Source organism: Lysinibacillus sp. BSL11 (genome assembly GCF_052928325.1).
Window position 1 is genome coordinate 274,698 of record NZ_JAVGCX010000002.1, and the last position, 16,184, is coordinate 290,881.

General features: G+C 38.0%; 20 protein-coding genes. 6 read left to right on the forward strand and 14 right to left on the reverse strand.

Annotated features, from left to right (window positions below):
- Window positions 1-44: 44 nt before the first annotated feature.
- Window positions 45-278, reverse strand: coding sequence for a DUF896 domain-containing protein (locus tag RCJ95_RS04060; protein WP_004232132.1), 234 nt, complete (start codon window positions 276-278; stop codon window positions 45-47).
- Between the two features lie 187 nt (window positions 279-465).
- Here RCJ95_RS04060 and RCJ95_RS04065 point away from each other — a divergent pair, with 187 nt between their 5' ends.
- The 4 genes from RCJ95_RS04065 (at window position 466) to def (ending at window position 2,914) form a co-directional block, all read left to right on the forward strand.
- Window positions 466-999: a GNAT family N-acetyltransferase gene (locus tag RCJ95_RS04065; RefSeq protein WP_446721924.1), complete on the forward strand. Its 534-nt coding sequence runs from the start codon at window positions 466-468 to the stop codon at window positions 997-999.
- A 1-nt stretch (window position 1,000) separates the two neighbouring features.
- A complete protein-coding gene (locus RCJ95_RS04070) occupies window positions 1,001-1,534 on the forward strand; it encodes a DJ-1/PfpI family protein (protein WP_446721925.1) in 534 nt (177 codons plus the stop codon).
- A gap of 620 nt (window positions 1,535-2,154) precedes the next feature.
- Window positions 2,155-2,346 carry a helix-turn-helix transcriptional regulator gene (locus RCJ95_RS04075; protein WP_066036592.1) on the forward strand — a complete coding sequence of 64 codons (192 nt, stop codon included), beginning with the start codon at window positions 2,155-2,157 and terminating at the stop codon, window positions 2,344-2,346.
- On the forward strand, window positions 2,339-2,914 hold the full coding sequence (def, locus tag RCJ95_RS04080; RefSeq protein ID WP_221680461.1) for a peptide deformylase: 576 nt from the start codon (window positions 2,339-2,341) through the stop codon (window positions 2,912-2,914). The genes RCJ95_RS04075 and def overlap by 8 nt, the downstream gene beginning before the upstream one ends.
- Before the next feature lie 29 nt (window positions 2,915-2,943).
- On the opposite strand, the gene RCJ95_RS04085 is transcribed toward def, so the two are convergent.
- Window positions 2,944-3,609, reverse strand: coding sequence for a YneB family resolvase-like protein (locus RCJ95_RS04085; RefSeq protein WP_221680460.1), 666 nt, complete (start codon window positions 3,607-3,609; stop codon window positions 2,944-2,946).
- Complete coding sequence (gene yneA / locus RCJ95_RS04090) at window positions 3,606-3,920, reverse strand: cell division suppressor protein YneA (RefSeq protein ID WP_066036589.1); 315 nt, start codon at window positions 3,918-3,920, stop codon at window positions 3,606-3,608. The genes RCJ95_RS04085 and yneA overlap by 4 nt, the downstream gene beginning before the upstream one ends.
- Window positions 3,921-4,086: 166 nt before the next feature.
- On the opposite strand from yneA, the gene lexA reads away from it, so the two are divergent.
- Complete coding sequence (lexA, locus tag RCJ95_RS04095) at window positions 4,087-4,704, forward strand: transcriptional repressor LexA (protein WP_004232118.1); 618 nt, start codon at window positions 4,087-4,089, stop codon at window positions 4,702-4,704.
- Between the two features lie 107 nt (window positions 4,705-4,811).
- Here lexA and RCJ95_RS04100 read toward each other — a convergent pair whose 3' ends face one another.
- From RCJ95_RS04100 to RCJ95_RS04150, 11 genes are all read right to left on the reverse strand, one after another.
- Window positions 4,812-5,534 (reverse strand): gamma-glutamyl-gamma-aminobutyrate hydrolase family protein, encoded by a 723-nt coding sequence (locus tag RCJ95_RS04100; RefSeq protein ID WP_257521361.1) that lies wholly within the window; start codon window positions 5,532-5,534, stop codon window positions 4,812-4,814.
- 33 nt (window positions 5,535-5,567) lie between these two features.
- Window positions 5,568-6,320, reverse strand: coding sequence for a prepilin peptidase (locus RCJ95_RS04105; protein WP_337976133.1), 753 nt, complete (start codon window positions 6,318-6,320; stop codon window positions 5,568-5,570).
- Window positions 6,321-6,385: 65 nt separating this feature from the next.
- Window positions 6,386-7,078, reverse strand: coding sequence for a hypothetical protein (locus RCJ95_RS04110; RefSeq protein WP_446721926.1), 693 nt, complete (start codon window positions 7,076-7,078; stop codon window positions 6,386-6,388).
- Window positions 7,075-7,668 carry a PilN domain-containing protein gene (locus RCJ95_RS04115; RefSeq protein WP_313150412.1) on the reverse strand — a complete coding sequence of 198 codons (594 nt, stop codon included), beginning with the start codon at window positions 7,666-7,668 and terminating at the stop codon, window positions 7,075-7,077. Before RCJ95_RS04115 ends, RCJ95_RS04110 begins: the two co-directional genes overlap by 4 nt.
- Window positions 7,668-8,642, reverse strand: a complete 975-nt coding sequence (gene pilM / locus RCJ95_RS04120) for a type IV pilus biogenesis protein PilM (RefSeq protein ID WP_446721927.1) — start codon at window positions 8,640-8,642, stop codon at window positions 7,668-7,670. The genes RCJ95_RS04115 and pilM overlap by 1 nt, the downstream gene beginning before the upstream one ends.
- Before the next feature lie 112 nt (window positions 8,643-8,754).
- Window positions 8,755-9,198: a prepilin-type N-terminal cleavage/methylation domain-containing protein gene (locus RCJ95_RS04125; protein ID WP_446721928.1), complete on the reverse strand. Its 444-nt coding sequence runs from the start codon at window positions 9,196-9,198 to the stop codon at window positions 8,755-8,757.
- A gap of 56 nt (window positions 9,199-9,254) precedes the next feature.
- Entirely contained in the window at window positions 9,255-9,731 is a 477-nt protein-coding gene (locus RCJ95_RS04130; protein ID WP_054550585.1) for a prepilin-type N-terminal cleavage/methylation domain-containing protein, read from the reverse strand.
- A gap of 125 nt (window positions 9,732-9,856) precedes the next feature.
- On the reverse strand, window positions 9,857-11,062 hold the full coding sequence (locus RCJ95_RS04135) for a type II secretion system F family protein (protein WP_446721929.1): 1,206 nt from the start codon (window positions 11,060-11,062) through the stop codon (window positions 9,857-9,859).
- Window positions 11,059-12,105, reverse strand: coding sequence for a type IV pilus twitching motility protein PilT (locus RCJ95_RS04140; RefSeq protein WP_221680454.1), 1,047 nt, complete (start codon window positions 12,103-12,105; stop codon window positions 11,059-11,061). The genes RCJ95_RS04135 and RCJ95_RS04140 overlap by 4 nt, the downstream gene beginning before the upstream one ends.
- A gap of 10 nt (window positions 12,106-12,115) precedes the next feature.
- Complete coding sequence (locus tag RCJ95_RS04145) at window positions 12,116-13,786, reverse strand: GspE/PulE family protein (protein WP_370635348.1); 1,671 nt, start codon at window positions 13,784-13,786, stop codon at window positions 12,116-12,118.
- A 17-nt stretch (window positions 13,787-13,803) separates the two neighbouring features.
- On the reverse strand, window positions 13,804-15,135 hold the full coding sequence (locus RCJ95_RS04150; RefSeq protein WP_446721930.1) for a G5 domain-containing protein: 1,332 nt from the start codon (window positions 15,133-15,135) through the stop codon (window positions 13,804-13,806).
- Window positions 15,136-15,718: 583 nt separating this feature from the next.
- Here RCJ95_RS04150 and RCJ95_RS04155 point away from each other — a divergent pair.
- Window positions 15,719-16,183 (forward strand): type IV pilus modification PilV family protein, encoded by a 465-nt coding sequence (locus RCJ95_RS04155; RefSeq protein ID WP_313150407.1) that lies wholly within the window; start codon window positions 15,719-15,721, stop codon window positions 16,181-16,183.
- Window position 16,184: the final 1 nt, after the last annotated feature.

The window sequence follows — 16,184 nt, forward strand, 5'->3', positions numbered from 1 at the left end:
ATACTATTTGCGTTTTCATACATACTTTATTGAATTGTGTCACATTAATTTAGAAATTTATTTTTTTGCGCTTGTTTTACCTTCTCAGGAGTTACATCATTTCCTTCTGCATCGACCACTTTAACGTTTTCAATCGTATCTCGCATCGTTGCTCTAAACGTATCTAAGTACTCCTTGCGAAGCGCTGTTCGCTCCTTTGCTTCTTCCTCTGTTAATTGTCCGCTTTTCGCTTTAGCAGATAATTCATTAATTCGGTTAATTTTTTCCTTTGATAACATGGTTACACACCTTTCAGTACCTAGCTTAATGTCCTCAGTATGCAAAGTATAGCATGGTTTCCCTTAAAATGCAGTTATACCAACCCTTAAAAACACTTCTTAGCCATTCTTTACATGACTTCCAGATGTTAGAGGTGTATAACTAATAATAAAAGGAAAAATTTGATAGATAATAGGAGGAGCTACCATGAACATCACAACACCTAGACTACTTATTCGAACATTTGAAGCCCAAGATTGGCAGGCTGTTTATAGCTATATGTCAGATAAAACAGTCATGCACTATATGCCAGAAGGTGTGTTGAATGAAAATCAGGTTCAACATTTCATAACAGAGAATAGTAACGAGCAAGCAAAACATTTCGCCATTGTTTTACGTGAACAACAGCGAGTCATTGGTCATCTTGTTTTCCACAAATACTTTGGCGACCATACGTATGAAATTGGATGGGTTATGAATCCTGCCTATCACAATCATGGCTATGCTTCTGAAGCTGCTCAGGCCCTATTAGACTATGGCTTTACTAAAATGAAACTTCATCGAATTATTGCCACATGCCAGCCAGAAAATATCGCTTCTTACCGAGTCATGGAAAAAATCGGGATGCGCCAAGAAGGATTTTTTAAAAAATGCATACCTCATGGAGAGACTTGGTGGGATGAATATTATTACGCTATTTTAGAGGAAGAATGGAATGATCTAAAGGGAAGAGGTGTATGAAATGAAGAAAACTGCGGTGTTATTATACCCACAATTTAGTGAATATGAATTGAGTGTTGCTTTGTCCATATTAATGCAAGGAGGTAAACCCATCATCACACTAGGATCGAATACCGAACCTATTAGAGGAGAATCTGGTTTAAATTGTATAGCTGATTTATCCATGAATGAAGTTGAGCTGGACGATATTGATAGTCTACTATTATCAGGCTGTATGGATATTTCTACATTACAACTTGAAGAGAGCTTACTAGATTTCATTCGTCATCTATCTGCAAAAGGAGGAATGATTGCAAGTATTTCTAGCTCCCCTTACCTATTAGCAAAAGCAGGTGTCTTAAAAAACAAAAAATATACAGTAGGACTACCTTTAGATGGCATGAAGCAGTTAGGGTGCTTTGAGCTTCACAACTATTCAGATGAACTAGTGGTACAAGATGGCAATATCATTACAGCAAGAGGAAGAGGTTTTATTCCTTTCGGTATTTGTTTCGGGCATGCGTTAAAACTAAATTTTGATGAAAATTGGTATTAAGTGAGGATCTAAAACCCAAATGTCCAATTAATCGGACATTTCATGTGGTTGAAAAAAGATGATGTCATTAGTAGAATGAGACCTTTTAACAAGGCGAACGGTGTTTTCCGTTCCGCCAGTGTCCTTTCCAGGGTGAAGAGCAGCTTTACTCACTTTCGTTCGCTCAAGGGTCTCATCTGTGACGCTGGCTCCTCTCCAATCAACCATTCTGCAAAATGTCTTTACTTCATACTAGCAGAGCAATCAAATAGTCCAATATCTGTATTCTTAGGGGGATGGGATTTTTATTTTCAATGTGGAAAAGTGATGCGTGTCTCCCCCTCTATAAAGAGTAGTGAACACCTTTACTTTATCTGAAAACATTTGCTAAAAAAGATAAATATTTATGGATTGGAGTGGAGGGCTACTTAACTCCCGTGGGATAGCGAAACAGGCGAAACTCTAAACGGAGCGGTAGCGGAGGAAGCGATTTAGTGCTCGCCAACAGGAAAGCAAGTAGCCTGCAACGGAAATCCATTTCTACCCTTTAATTGACTGTTTTGTTTTTCACTAAGAAATGTCCAATTAATTGGACATCCATTGTATATGTCTAATACTTTGGACAAAATGGAGGGATAATTCTGAAGAACATCATCAAAATTTTAAGAAAAAAATTAGGCATTACACAAGCTGCACTTGCAAAAGAATGTGGAGTTGTGAGACAGACGATTAATAGCATTGAAAATGATAAATATGATCCGACTCTTGAATTAGCTTTTAAGATTGCTAAGGTTCTTAATAGCCGTATTGATGAGGTGTTTATTTATGACTAAATTTCACCCAAATTATATGATTACAATGAAGGACTTCGTGAAAGAACACTCGGCAATTTTAAGAAAACAAACTCAAGAAGTGTCGATACCAGTGACCACTGAGGATCGAAATACCCTCCTAGCCATGCTACAATATCTGAAAAATAGCCAAAATCCAACGCTAGCAAAAAAATATAAGCTTCGCCCTGGAAGTGGACTCTCTGCTAATCAAATTGGCGTAGATAAACGAATGTTTGCTGTACTCTTTGATGACCAAGAAATGATGCTCTTTAACCCTAAAATAATAAGTCATTCCATCAATATGATTTATCTACCGGAGGGAGAAGGCTGTCTATCTGTAAATCGACCTGTTCCTGGTTTTGTACCGAGATATGAGAGAATTAAAGTCAAAGCTTATGACATCGATGGACATGAAATCATTGTACAGTTACAGGGCTATGGGGCCATCGTTGTACAGCATGAAATCGATCATTTAAATGGCATCATGTTTTATGATCGAATAAATAAAGAGCACCCTTTCCAACTGCCTAGTCATGTTATCATCGAAAGCTTTTCTTCCCTTCAGTAGTTTTTTACAGAAAAAAATTAGCAGGAATATTATTTTCCTGCTAATCTTTCTTGGTGCTCTTGGAAACGACGATGTACAGTCGCCTTACTTACCTCAAAGCCTAACCCTCTAAGCGTTATAGAAATTTCTTCAAAGGTAAATCCACGTTTGCGTAGCTTTACAATTTCCTCTACAGGTAGATCTTTACGCTCCTGCCCCTGCGGATTACCTCGGTTCGATAAATTATTTTCTGGACGATAACCGTTTTCTACAGCACGTCGCATACCTCGTCGAATTTTAGCATTATGAATTCTACGCTGATATTCCTCTACAATCGCTAAAATTTCAAGCAGCATCGTATCCATTTCATTTAATTGGACTGGGCCTGCATCACGCATAGAAAAAACGTCAGTTGCTGACTTTTGTAATAAATGTAATACAGCCATCCTTGCATTGCCTCGTCCTAAACGAGTTTCATCTTGGACAAAAAGAGCATTAATGTTCTTATCTTTTATAAAATCAAGCATTTCTAGTAAGCCTTCACGTTCTACATCATAGCCACTATGTTGATCTTTGAACACGCCCTTCACCGCATAGCCTTGCTCTGTAGCATAGCGCAGCAACTCTTCCTGTTGGCGCTCTAATGAGGAGCTTTGTGTTTCTTTTTCGGTACTTACGCGACAATAGACAACAGCCGATAGTTGATTATTTATCATTGTTCATTTCTCGCAATTTCGATAGTATTGATGGGACTGGCTTGATCACTCACTACAGGAATAACTAGAGATTTTCCTGCTACAATTTTAATATCTGCTAGTTCATTTTCAGTTTTTACAAGCTTTATCCAATCATCAGTACTCATTTTACCACGATATTGCTCGGCTAACGACCACAAGCTATCCCCATGTTCGATTTGAATTTCTGCGTAACTAACTTTTCCTGGATCAGTAATGTAAAGGTATGCTGCAAATAATAAACAAGCTCCTATTAAAATTGAGATATGTGTGTTTTTCTTCAACCATGTCATAATCATTACCCCTTTTTAAGAATGTTTGTTCGGAATGTATGTTCCCATAATAAAGCGAACAAACGTTTTTGTCAAACACTTTTCGAACCTATGTTTGCATACATGTTCGCATTCTGTTATACTATCAAATAAGAAGAATGATTTTAGAAAAAAGAGGTGAGCACTCATGAAAAAAGTTTCGAAAAGACAAGAGGACATTTTAGCTTTCATTAAGGAAGAGGTACGAGCTAAAGGATATCCACCATCAGTACGCGAAATTGGTGAAGCAGTTGGACTTGCTTCCAGTTCAACTGTTCATGGACATTTAGCTCGATTAGAACAAAAAGGCTTTATTCGTCGAGATCCAACAAAGCCACGCGCAATTGAAATTTTAGAGCCTGAAGAATCCATCCAAAAGCAACAGGTGATCCATGTTCCACTTGTCGGGAAGGTTACAGCTGGTTCTCCAATTACAGCAATTGAAAACATTGAAGAATACTTCCCATTACCCGATACGTACGGCACAAGTGAAGATCAATTGTTCATGCTAGAAATTATGGGAGAATCAATGATTGAAGCTGGGATTTTAGATGGAGATTTAGTCATTGTAAAACAAAAGGCAACAGCTAATAATGGGGATATTGTTGTAGCTATGACAGCTGAAGATGAAGCAACTGTAAAACGTTTCTTTAAAGAGAAAAACCATTTCCGTTTACAGCCTGAAAATTCTTCTATGGAACCTATTATTGTCGATCAAGTTTCTATTTTAGGACAAGTTGTAGGTCTTTACAGACGTGTACATTAACGATTAAAGCAGGTTTTGAGGATTATGTTCCTTCTAAGAGCATGTATCCTCTTTTTTACGCAAAAAAAGAATCCACATACGATTGGATTCTTTGTACAATGCCTCTTCTAAGCTTCCTTCTTAAATTTTAAGCTCGCTTCCACAAAGGCTGAAAATAGCTTTTGCGCACCCTCATCTCCTGCTATGGCTAGTTCCTCAGGATGCCACTGAACAGCCAAGCAAAATGGCATCTCCTCATGAACTACCGCTTCGATAATACCGTCGTTAGATTTTGCCGCTACTTTTAATTTTTCTGCTAAAACATTCACCGCTTGATGATGAAATGAATTCACTGCTATTTTCTCTTGTTCAACGATAGTCGCTAATAGATTGTCAGCAATAACCTGAACAGAATGGGTAGCTACAGCTCGACCTGATTGCTGCATATGTTGAAGTAATTTAGTGCTAAAATGATCACTATCAATATCCTGATATAAAGTACCACCTAAAGCAACATTTAGTATTTGAATTCCTCGACAAATCCCGAAAATAGGCATTTTCCGTTGGAATGCGGCTTCAATTAATGCTAACTCAATCGTATCTCGCGCTGGATGAATTTTTCCAAGCTTTAATGAAGGCTCAGCCCCGAATAGAAATGGGTGCACATCATGACCACCAGATAATAATAATCCGTCTGTAAGGGCTAAAATCTGTGCTGCCTCTTCTTCTACCCCAATTGGAATAATCAATGGAATTCCACCAGCTTCAATGATGCTTTTGCTGTAAGCCACATTTAATCGAGAGGATAAATCATCCTCAACAAAGGCTGTAATACCAATAATCGGTTTCACTTGCTTCCCTCCACATTCCTGAAAATTGAACAATTACCAAAAGCTTATATACCAATTGATTAATAGATCGCCATAGAAATAAACAATAACTGCGGCCAATGCAATAGATGGCCCAAACGGAATGGGTGTTTTTCTCCCCTGTTTGTTTTTCGATAACATGGTAATCCCAACAATCATACCAATAACTGCTGCTAAAAATAGTGTTAACAGTGTATCAACCGTACCCAGAACGAGACCAATTAAAAAGAATAATTTAATATCGCCTCCACCCATGCCACCGTTCGATAGCACAGCAATGATATATAATATGCCAAAACCAACCACAGCACCCACAAGAGAGTCCCACCACGGTGTTATTGGTGACAGCACTCGTCCAATAGCTAGCACAGGTAAAAAGAATACTAACACCTTATCAGGAATTAGCATATAGGCCAAATCTGACACAACGATAATAACTAATAAGGAGATAAAAAGGAACGCTACTATCAATTCTATGCCCCAGCCTAGCTGCCAATAAGCAAAGGCAAATAATACACCTGTCATTAATTCTATGACTGGGTAAACCCAAGAAATTTTATTGCCACAACCCCGACATTTTCCTCCTAAAAATACATATGACAAAACTGGTACTAAATCAAGCGCCGTTAGTCGTCTCTGACATTTCGGACAATGTGAAGGAGGATGTACAATCGACTCCTTCTGTGGTACACGTAAGCCAACTACATTATAAAAAGACCCAAAGACAAGTCCAAATAAAAAAATAAAGATCGTATAAGCCATTTCCAATTTCATGTCCTCCTAAACCAATAGGCGCCCATACAAATGAAGTATGGCGCGCCTATAAAATAAAGTTATTGTTGTTCTTCGTAATAGAACGTCGTCACTTGCACTGTTGCCTTTAACGTAAGATCTGCATCTTTCTCAAGCTGTGCCTGCTCTCCAGGCAATTTAAATTCAATCTTATCGGTTTTCATGACACGCTCTAATTGTTCAACCTCCTGTAAAAAGCTTTCAAGAGAATTAAAATCAAGCGCACCCACCTCTAATATAAAAGTAATAAGCTTTAAATTAGCTGGTAAAGAGTCCTCCGAAAGAGAGGCAATCGGTGTAGTACTCTCCTTGTTCTCCTGATCACCATTGACCTCTGCTTCAGCCTGCTCCAACATATTGAGGTCATTCGATACATCTGAAGGTGTCACAGTGCCGTCCTCACCTTGAACCGTTAAAGACAGTATACGAGTTCCTGTCACCTCTTCAATCTCAGCTAAATCAAGAATAATCTTTTCAACGGCTCTTGTGGCAGGTAGCTTTTGTCTTAAGGCTAATATATTGATAGTAGACTGTCCCTGCTCCTTGTCTAATTGTGCTAGTTGTTCTTTGACATTAGCTAATTCTTGCTGCACCTGCAATACATTACTCTCTTTTTCATTCACTTCATTCAATTTTGGTGACAGCAAATAATAATACAGCGCAAATAAAATAGCAGCTATCAGCGCAAGTAACAAAATCATAGATGAATTTTTACTACTCGTTAATTTATTCATGAGCGTCGTCCTCCAGCTAAATACATAAAATCGATTGTCGCTGTGATAGACACTGAATATCGCGGTACTTCTTTAAATTTTTGTTGGGGTGTTAACTCCCTTTGTTCACCTAGCTCTATTTCGAAGTTTGAGACCGTGTTAATTTGAGCATCTGTAAAATAGCTACTCATTAAAAGTCGCTCCACATATTTCGATATATCTGTCATCGTTTCAAAATCCACTTCAATATTCACCGAGTTCTCTCCGAAAACATAGCTACGTAAATAGGAATGAGTTGGTAATAAAGTTTTTGTTTCATCAATTAACGGTGTTACAGGATAAGAAACGCTTTGAATAAAAGTCACAGACTCTTCCAACGAACCCTGATCGACACTTTGTCGTGCGTCTAGCTCCTGCTGCAATTGATCAAGCTGTGTTGTTAATGCCTGTTCCTCTGCAGTCAATCGTGATAATTCACCTTTTGATGTAAAAAATAAAAAAAGTAAATAAGCTACAATAAGTCCCACAATGACAATCACCAAGCTATAAAAAAGCTTGGGAGAGGCTGCTCTTTTTTCAAGTTGTGGTAAGAGGTTTATATCTGGAACCATTAACGAACCTCCTTCAAAGCTAAGCCAAGCAACGTTGAAAATTCTCGCTTAAAGCGAGGAAACGATTTCTCAATTTTTTTCCCATCGACAACTCTCAGGGGTGGTTCTAAATTAGAAGCGAGTAAGTTCCCAATTGATTTCAATAGTGGGTTATCGCCAAGCATGATAATTTCATCCACTGTTTTTTCACCTTTATGTAAAGAAAACTTAAAGAAATTCATCATCCGATCAATCTCTAGAACCTGATCCATTACGACCATTTGATAATTCTCTGATTCGCCATTATAGATAAATTGATAGCTATATTCATTCTCTTTCTTCCCCTGCCATTGCGTCATATCTACTTCAATGGTTTGATAGCGCAAAAACTCCACTTGGCCATTGGAAAAAATACTGATTGAGAGTTCATTAATCGACCATTCTGCTATTAAATATGTTTTATTAGGCATTAATAAGGACATGTGCTCTAATAAGCGTATATTACAAAGCGCACGAATATCAGCAGCTTCGGGTTCTAATGAAACATCTAACAGCATCCCTACAAGTTTCGTAATCTCTTCAGAAGGTGCAGCAAATAAGATAGCCTTGCCATCCTCGGCATCTGCATCATACACATCAATTAAAGGGTCTTGAAATGGTAAATGAATGGAATGTCCCAATTCCATTTCAGCATATCCTCGTAATTCCTGAGGCTTTACATCTTTAGGGTGCTCAAAGTTTTTTAATAGAACCGTCGTATCAGGGACAAACATGCGAACAGCCTGTTTTTTCCCTGTCCATTTCATTACTTGCTCTTTAATCACCTCAAAAAGAGCTACCTCATCGATAATAGTTCCATTTTCAACGATTCCAGCTGCTAAAGGGTGTTCATAGCCCTGCCACTGATTAGGCTCTGGTCCTTTCGCCACAATCGCACGTAGCACATAATCCTTCAGCTCAATCGAAACATGCGACTTTCTTTTTCTCTTAAACATGTGAAAAGACCTCCTTATCCTATTCAGTATAAATGATTTTTTCAATTAGTCATCCATTTCCCAGCCAGAAACGCAAATTTACTTGCGCTTCTGAGTGGGTTGGGAGGACTGATTACTCTTCTTTTTCTTCTTGACTCACATCTCCCCCTGCTTTTGTTAATAATTCATTTAGTTTGGTTTCATTAACTGTTTTCTCTACTTTAAGGCCAGGAGTTTTAATGTCTGAGAATCTATAATATGTCACTTTCCATTCTTTTCCATCATACTCTGCTGCTGTGTCCTTTAGATCAATACCATCTACAAATTGTTTTAATGCAGCAGCATTACATTTACCATCAGTACATGCACCATCAATATAAGCAATCTTTGCTCCTGAAAGAATATTTGATGCCTCCGCTAAAATTGCACGGTCCTTCGACTTATTAATAATATTACCAATTGCAGGTACAGCGATTGCTGCGATAATTGCTAGGATAACAATTACAGCTAATAGTTCAACTAATGTTAAACCTTTCTCATTTTTCAATAGTTTTTTATTTTTCCATTTTTTTAACATAATGAAATCCTCCTTAATAGTTTTATATGAAGTGTGTGTACACGCGCTTCTGAACATTATGGCGAAGCTGCACAATCTCGCCCAATACATTTGCCACCTGTTCCTTTGCTTCCCTTGCGAATATCGTCTGCAATATGCTGTAAGGTGGCATTATCAAAATTTATATATTTTCCATTGCTGTAATAAATCGCATGTGCATTGAAGTAGTAGGTGCCTTCGATAAATTGGACATTGGCACTCTGACCTTCTTTATCTGCCTCTAATATTTTACCGGCACTGTCTAGATACCCGTCGGATACTAATTTTTCCACTTCGACGATTTGCCATTGATCAGCGGTTGGATGCTCCATAAAATAAAACTGTGCGGCATGAATAACATTGATGGCATCTGCCTTTAATGCCTTATAACGTGAATTATCAATGACATTACTTATTGCTGGAATTGCAATGGCAGCAACGATAGCTAGAATAACAATGACTGCCAATAACTCGACTAATGTCAAGCCCTTTTCGTTCTTTACCCTAATTTCCATGTCCAGTCTCTCCTTTAATACTTAACCATGAAGATACCTACTTGCCGCTTCCTTTTGTTAGCAAATCTAAGTAGATATTTCCCATTAAGCGGAACAAAAGGGCATCCATATCAATATTGTAAACATTACATATTTTCATATAGTTGGAACATTGGTAAGAATATAGCCGAAACGATGACTCCTACAACTAGAGCCAGTACCACAATCATTAAAGGCTCAATGAGTGACTTCATGGTATCGACAGCACGGTTTACTTCCTCTTCATAAAAATCAGCGATCTTTTCAAGCATGTAGTCCAAGGAGCCTGTTTTCTCACCAATTGAGGTCATTTGTGTAACGAGTGGTGGAAAGAGCCAGCTTTTTTCAAGTGGCTCTGATAATGTGCCACCCTTTTCTAAATTATCGCGCGCTTCCAGTACTACTTTACCCATTACCGGATTACCACCAACCTTTTCGACAATTGTTAAGGCTTGTAAGATTGGTACGGAGCTGCTAAAGAGTGTTGACAAGGTTCTTGTCATTCTAGCGATAATATCCTTTTGCAATAGCTGTCCAAAGATTGGCATACGCAGTAAAAATACATTGACGGCATAATGAAACTCTTTATTATTTTTATAGAAATAGTGTAGGCCCACTACTAATACCAATAGCCCTAAAATTACAAGGTACCAAAACTGAATGAGCCAATCACTAATACCCACTACAATGACCGTTATTAACGGCATTTCCAAATTCATTTCCTTAAATGCATCCATAAAGGTTGGCACAATGAACACCATTAAAAACATACCAACCACTAGTGTTAAAAGCGATAAAATTGCTGGATAGGTCATGGCAGATTGAATTTTTTTCTTAATGTTGTATTGCTTCTCTAGTGTGCTTGCAAGACGATCTAATGTATCGTCGACGTTCCCTGTAGCCTCACCAGCACGCATCATATTAACAAATAGCAATGGGAACACTTTTGGGTGTTTGCCTGCTGCATCTGAAAATGCCATACCATTTCGAATATCCTCTTCAACCTGCATCAATGCTCGCTTTAGTGGTTTACTCCGTGTTTGCTCGCCCAAAATATGGGTCGCTTCAACGACGGGAACGCCAGCACGAATTAATGTCGCATATTGTCGACAATAAATAACAAATTCCTGGTGCTTTACTTTTGTCCCAAAAGCAATATCTTTATGTAAAATGCTATTTGACTCCTGAAGTTCTCGTGCATTAATTCCTTGTGCTCGAAGCTTTTCCATGGCTACCTTTTTATTCGGTGCCTCGATAATGCCCTTTTTAGGTGCTCCTGTTTTGGTACGACCACTATAACGAAATATCGTCAACTATAATCACCAGCGTTCATATATGGTCTTGCATCCTCTAGAGAAATTTTACCTGTCGTAATTAGGTGTTGCATGGAATACTCCAATGTGTGCATACCTAATGCTTTACTTGTCTGCATCACACTTGGAATTTGGTGAATTTTTTCGTTACGAATTAAATTTGAAATAGCAGGTGCCTGTACTAAAATTTCTGTCGCAGCAATACGCCCTTTTACATCCTTACGTACAAATAAACGCTGAGAAACAATACCTTGTAGTACATTCGCAAGCTGCACACGAATTTGACTCTGCTGATGCGGTGGAAATACATCGATAATACGGTCGATCGTCGTTGGTGCACTACTTGTATGAAGTGTAGCCATGACTAAATGCCCTGTTTCAGCAGCCGTAATAGCCGTTGAAATGGTTTCATAATCTCGCATCTCCCCAACTAAAATAATATCTGGGTCCTGACGCAACGATGCTCGTAAACCATTGGCAAAGCTCATTGTATCGACACCAATCTCCCGTTGATTGATGACAGACTTCTTATGTGTATGCAAATATTCAATTGGATCCTCTAACGTAATAATATGTTTAGATCTAGTTTCATTGATATGATCTATCATTGCTGCCAAGGTAGTTGATTTCCCTGAGCCTGTTGGGCCAGTTACTAAAATTAAGCCTTGTGGTTTTTCCGCAAGCTTATATAACACCTGTGGCATATTGAGTGCTTCAATAGATGGAATTTTAGCCTCAATTAAACGAGCTGCAATCGTCACTTCATTTCGTTGATGGTATGCATTGACACGGAATCGACATTTCCCAGGCAATGAAAAGTTAAAGTCCGTTTCTCCCTTGTCCTCAAATTCCTGTTGTTTATGGACAGGAAGAATGACCTTTACCATTTCCTTCAAATCCTCTGTTTCAAGTGGGACTGTGCCATATTGCTCCAGCTGCCCATGGATACGATATACCGGTGGAATACCTTTTGTTAAATGAAGATCAGATGCTTTTTCTTCAAATGCACGTGTTAATAATTCAACGATTGAATATGCTGTCATTTTTTCACCCCTAGTCTGCACTTGCAACACGTAATATTTCTGATGTGGTTGTTTGGCCTGCTACAACCTTTTGTAATCCATCCACTAATAGGGTATGGAAACCTTTTTCTTTCATATAATCACGGAGGACGCGATCACCAACACGATTTAAAATCATATCTTTTATTTGGCGATCAACAGGGAGGATTTCATGAATCGCCATCCGTCCTCTGTAGCCAGTATGATTGCAGGCAGGACATCCACGCCCTTTTTTACCATGTGTTACGCCCTCCACCCCATTGTCCTCAAGTATTTCAAGTTCACGAGAAGTGAATATATATGGTTCAGCACAATCACGACAAACTTTTCGTACAAGGCGTTGCGCCATGATTCCTACAAGAGAAGAGGATAATAAAAATGGCTCGATCCCCATATCATGGAGCCTTGAAATAGATTCGATGGCACTATTAGTATGCAGTGTACTTAATACTAAATGGCCTGTTAGTGAAGCACGGATAGCAATTTGAGCTGTTTCAAGATCACGAATTTCCCCTACCATTACAATGTCGGGGTCCTGTCGTAAAATCGATCGTAACCCTACCGCAAATGTTAAGCCAACTTCTTCTTTTACTTGAATCTGATTGATACCATCTAACTGATATTCGACTGGGTCCTCAACCGTAATAATATTGACGCCTTCTTCATTTAAATGAGAAAGTGCTGCATATAACGTAGAGGACTTACCTGAGCCTGTTGGTCCAGTAATCAGCATCATACCGTTTGGATGGGCTATCATTTTCCTGAAAAGTGCTTCATTACTTGCACTAAAACCTAATTTATCAATATCATTGGCTGAATTGGTTAAATCTAAAATACGCATAACTACCTTTTCACCATAGACTGTAGGGAGTGTAGCTAAACGGATATCGACAGGTCTAAAATTAACATTGGTTTTAATACGTCCATCCTGCGGAATACGATTTTCTGTAATATTTAAATTCCCCATAATTTTAATACGAGCCAATACGACATTTTGCATGTGCTTTGGCAAGGATCGCTCAGTACGTAGCACACCATCTACCCGATAGCGCACACGAAGCTCTGTTTCTTGTGGATCAAAATGGATATCACTAGCGCGCTGTGCGACACCATTCGCAATAATTTGATTCACTAAACGAACAATAGGTGAATCTTCATTCTCGATTTCCTCTTGTGTTTCTGTACTTGTGGCAGCCAAATCCAACATGGCCGCATCCATTGATTCCTGTAAATCATAGTATTTTGTTATCGTCCGATATAAATCATCTTTAGCCGCAATACTTGTCTCGATTTGACAGCCTGTTGTCATACGAACTTCCTCAATGGCAAAATAATCCATCGGGTCTTCCATTGCAATAAACAATTTATTTTTTTCTTTGCGAATCGGCATAATATTTGTCCGCTTTGCAAGCTCCGCTGGAATTAGCTGTAATAATTCGGGACTAATTGAAAACTGATTCAGGCTGATATGAGGGATACCAAGCTGGAATTCTAAGACTTCAATAAGCTGCTGCTCTGTTAGGAAATTTTCTTTGATAAGGAAATCTCCAAGCTTCTCATTTTTCATCTTAGTAGTTAATGCGTACTCTAGCTGGTCAGCTGTGATAACACCTGATTCCACCAGTAAATCCCCTAAACGTTTACGCCCTGGCTTCATTGCCATAAACATACCTCCAATCGTTATGGACTTGTTTGTACAAAATTACCACCCTTATCATAGTAGCCATACACAATTTCTGGTCCATCTTCTTGCTTTGTTTCCTCCGGTTTTGAAGGTTTCATATCAGGTAAGCCATTGCCATCTAAATCCACTTCTAAATCAGGATCTGATGCACCCGCTCCTACGTTCTGAGTAGGCGTTGTGATGATAACAGGCTCCTGCGAAGAACGCGTAACAATTCGATTTTGAGGTGCATAATAATCTCTACTAATGAATTGTTCCTCTGTTGCTCCGTTCTCTACAATGGAACGATAAACTTCGACTCTTGAACCCTCTTTACCCTCTTGATCCACTCTTTCTTGTCCAGCCTTTAACTCCTTCGAGTAGCGATAAATAATGCGGGGCTTTACAATTTTATCCTTGCTAACACGTACAGTTATGTCCTTGTCTTGCGCGGCTGCAAAAACTTCTATCTTTAATTGATTACCCTCTATAGATGCTTTCAGTTTACCGAGCTGCTCAGACCGATTAATAAATTGTAAGTCTTTTGCTAATGCTGCATTGATATCTGCCTCAATTCCCTGTTGCAAATAGCTTGGATTTATTTCCTGAGAGTGTCTTTCTAAAATTTCGTAATCCGTTTGAAGAATTACACTATATAGCATTGATGCCACAAAATCTAAACCTGCATCATTGACAACCCCAGCCTGTTCACCTAAAAGTGTAAGCAACGAGATTGATTGATTTGGAACTAGATTTACATCATTTAATAACGGAATGATTTTCGCTACTCCTTGACTATTTGCTGGTAGCTCGGCAATCTGAAAGGCAATCCTTTCCCCGGTTTGCATGGAACCTTCATTGATAACGGCTTCAACATTATGCTCCTTCAAATAGCTGGCTTGTAAGATTAGTTTCTGGAGTGTTTTATCTGTATCCCAAACACCTGCTTCATCTATTTGCTGCGTAATTGCTTCATTGACGGTAACAGGAATGGGAATATGAACTACTTTTTCTTTTTGCCAAAAAGCATACCAAGGCTTTTTTGTCAGCATTTCGTACTGAGCAATAGCTGCTGATGGATCAAAAATAAATTGTTTCGAGTCAATGGTTTTGGCTATACCATCACTAACAATTTCCATTTCGGCACCTTGCCATTCTGAGATTGCATTTTGTAAAGTTGTGGCTAAATCTGCTGTTTTCACATCATGGATCTCAATACCTCCAATGGTGGAAGATTCGGGACCTTCTTTAGCAAAAACCGTGTCATTTAGCACAAATGATGGAACAAAAAATCCCACAATTAGAACAATTACCAAAAACAAGCTAATTATTTTTATGTATGTTTTCATCCACATCATCCTTTATTTAACTTAGTGGTTTTTCTATTTATATACAAATGATACTACAACTATGGTATTCTGACACTACCAAAATGCAACTTTGTTCCGATTTTGACTAGATATTTCACATGAAAATTCAAAAATAATTCAATGATTAGCCATAAAGAACTACACATAACCTTAAATTTCTTTCGATACATATTTAAAATTTGTTATAATAGCCTTAATTAACTATTATAATTCATTATCTTTTTGAACTTACTTACATATTAAGAAATTTTTATTTTATAATAAATTGAAGTTAACTATATCTTTAGCATTAAAAATAATTATGATATTTAGGAGGTTTTACACACTTTTTTATGAAATTTATGATTATGAACACCAAATGATGAAAGCTTTGTTAGAGGTCAATCTATTGATAAAGCGTTCCTCCGTGAGGTCTACATGATCATAGGAGTGGACAAAGATACTGTAAAATAAATCAATAAAACAAAATAGAGCTAAATATAGACATACAATATATTTTTCGGTTACTCAACATAGACCAAACTATTGATATATCAATAGTAATATAGGGAGGGAATTGATTTTGATAAAATATCTTAAAAACAATCAAGGCATGACTTTGATCGAAGTTGTTGCCGCCCTTTTAATAATAGGCATTGTGTTAATTTCATTTTTTGGCTTGCTCGTTCAGTCAAATAAAACAACACATAAGTCAAATGATATTATGGATGCTACTTATGCGGCACAAGTAAAGATGGAGGAGATTTATAATGCGTCTGGCGGAGCTGTTACTTATGAAGATTTAGCAGGTGGCTATGAATTAGATGAAGAGAATGCTAAAACGTCCTCATCTTCTCTACCCACTAACCAAGTGTATAAATATCTACCACATGAAGAAGATCGTTTTACTTACTATTTAATATTAGAAACATTTCCTGCAGATACCGCTTATAAAAATGCGGTTTATGTACATCTAGAAGTTATTGAAAACAGTACAGATAGTAAAGCTACAATGGAAAATGTGTATATACTTGGGGGGGCAAAATAAG

Excerpts from the sequence above, each read along its gene's own strand:
- lexA (WP_004232118.1), top strand. The coding sequence starts at position 4,087 with ATGAAAAAAGTTTCGAAAAGACAAGAGGACATTTTAGCTTTCATTAAG.
- RCJ95_RS04065 (WP_446721924.1), top strand. The coding sequence starts at position 466 with ATGAACATCACAACACCTAGACTACTTATTCGAACATTTGAAGCCCAA.
- def (WP_221680461.1), top strand. The coding sequence starts at position 2,339 with ATGACTAAATTTCACCCAAATTATATGATTACAATGAAGGACTTCGTG.
- RCJ95_RS04140 (WP_221680454.1), bottom strand. The coding sequence starts at position 12,105 with ATGACAGCATATTCAATCGTTGAATTATTAACACGTGCATTTGAAGAA.
- pilM (WP_446721927.1), bottom strand. The coding sequence starts at position 8,642 with ATGTTTAAGAGAAAAAGAAAGTCGCATGTTTCGATTGAGCTGAAGGAT.
- RCJ95_RS04115 (WP_313150412.1), bottom strand. The coding sequence starts at position 7,668 with ATGGTTCCAGATATAAACCTCTTACCACAACTTGAAAAAAGAGCAGCC.
- RCJ95_RS04060 (WP_004232132.1), bottom strand. The coding sequence starts at position 278 with ATGTTATCAAAGGAAAAAATTAACCGAATTAATGAATTATCTGCTAAA.
- RCJ95_RS04125 (WP_446721928.1), bottom strand. The coding sequence starts at position 9,198 with ATGTTAAAAAAATGGAAAAATAAAAAACTATTGAAAAATGAGAAAGGT.
- RCJ95_RS04110 (WP_446721926.1), bottom strand. The coding sequence starts at position 7,078 with ATGAATAAATTAACGAGTAGTAAAAATTCATCTATGATTTTGTTACTT.
- RCJ95_RS04150 (WP_446721930.1), bottom strand. The coding sequence starts at position 15,135 with ATGAAAACATACATAAAAATAATTAGCTTGTTTTTGGTAATTGTTCTA.
- yneA (WP_066036589.1), bottom strand. The coding sequence starts at position 3,920 with ATGACATGGTTGAAGAAAAACACACATATCTCAATTTTAATAGGAGCT.
- RCJ95_RS04130 (WP_054550585.1), bottom strand. The coding sequence starts at position 9,731 with ATGGAAATTAGGGTAAAGAACGAAAAGGGCTTGACATTAGTCGAGTTA.
- RCJ95_RS04145 (WP_370635348.1), bottom strand. The coding sequence starts at position 13,786 with ATGGCAATGAAGCCAGGGCGTAAACGTTTAGGGGATTTACTGGTGGAA.
- RCJ95_RS04070 (WP_446721925.1), top strand. The coding sequence starts at position 1,001 with ATGAAGAAAACTGCGGTGTTATTATACCCACAATTTAGTGAATATGAA.
- RCJ95_RS04085 (WP_221680460.1), bottom strand. The coding sequence starts at position 3,609 with ATGATAAATAATCAACTATCGGCTGTTGTCTATTGTCGCGTAAGTACC.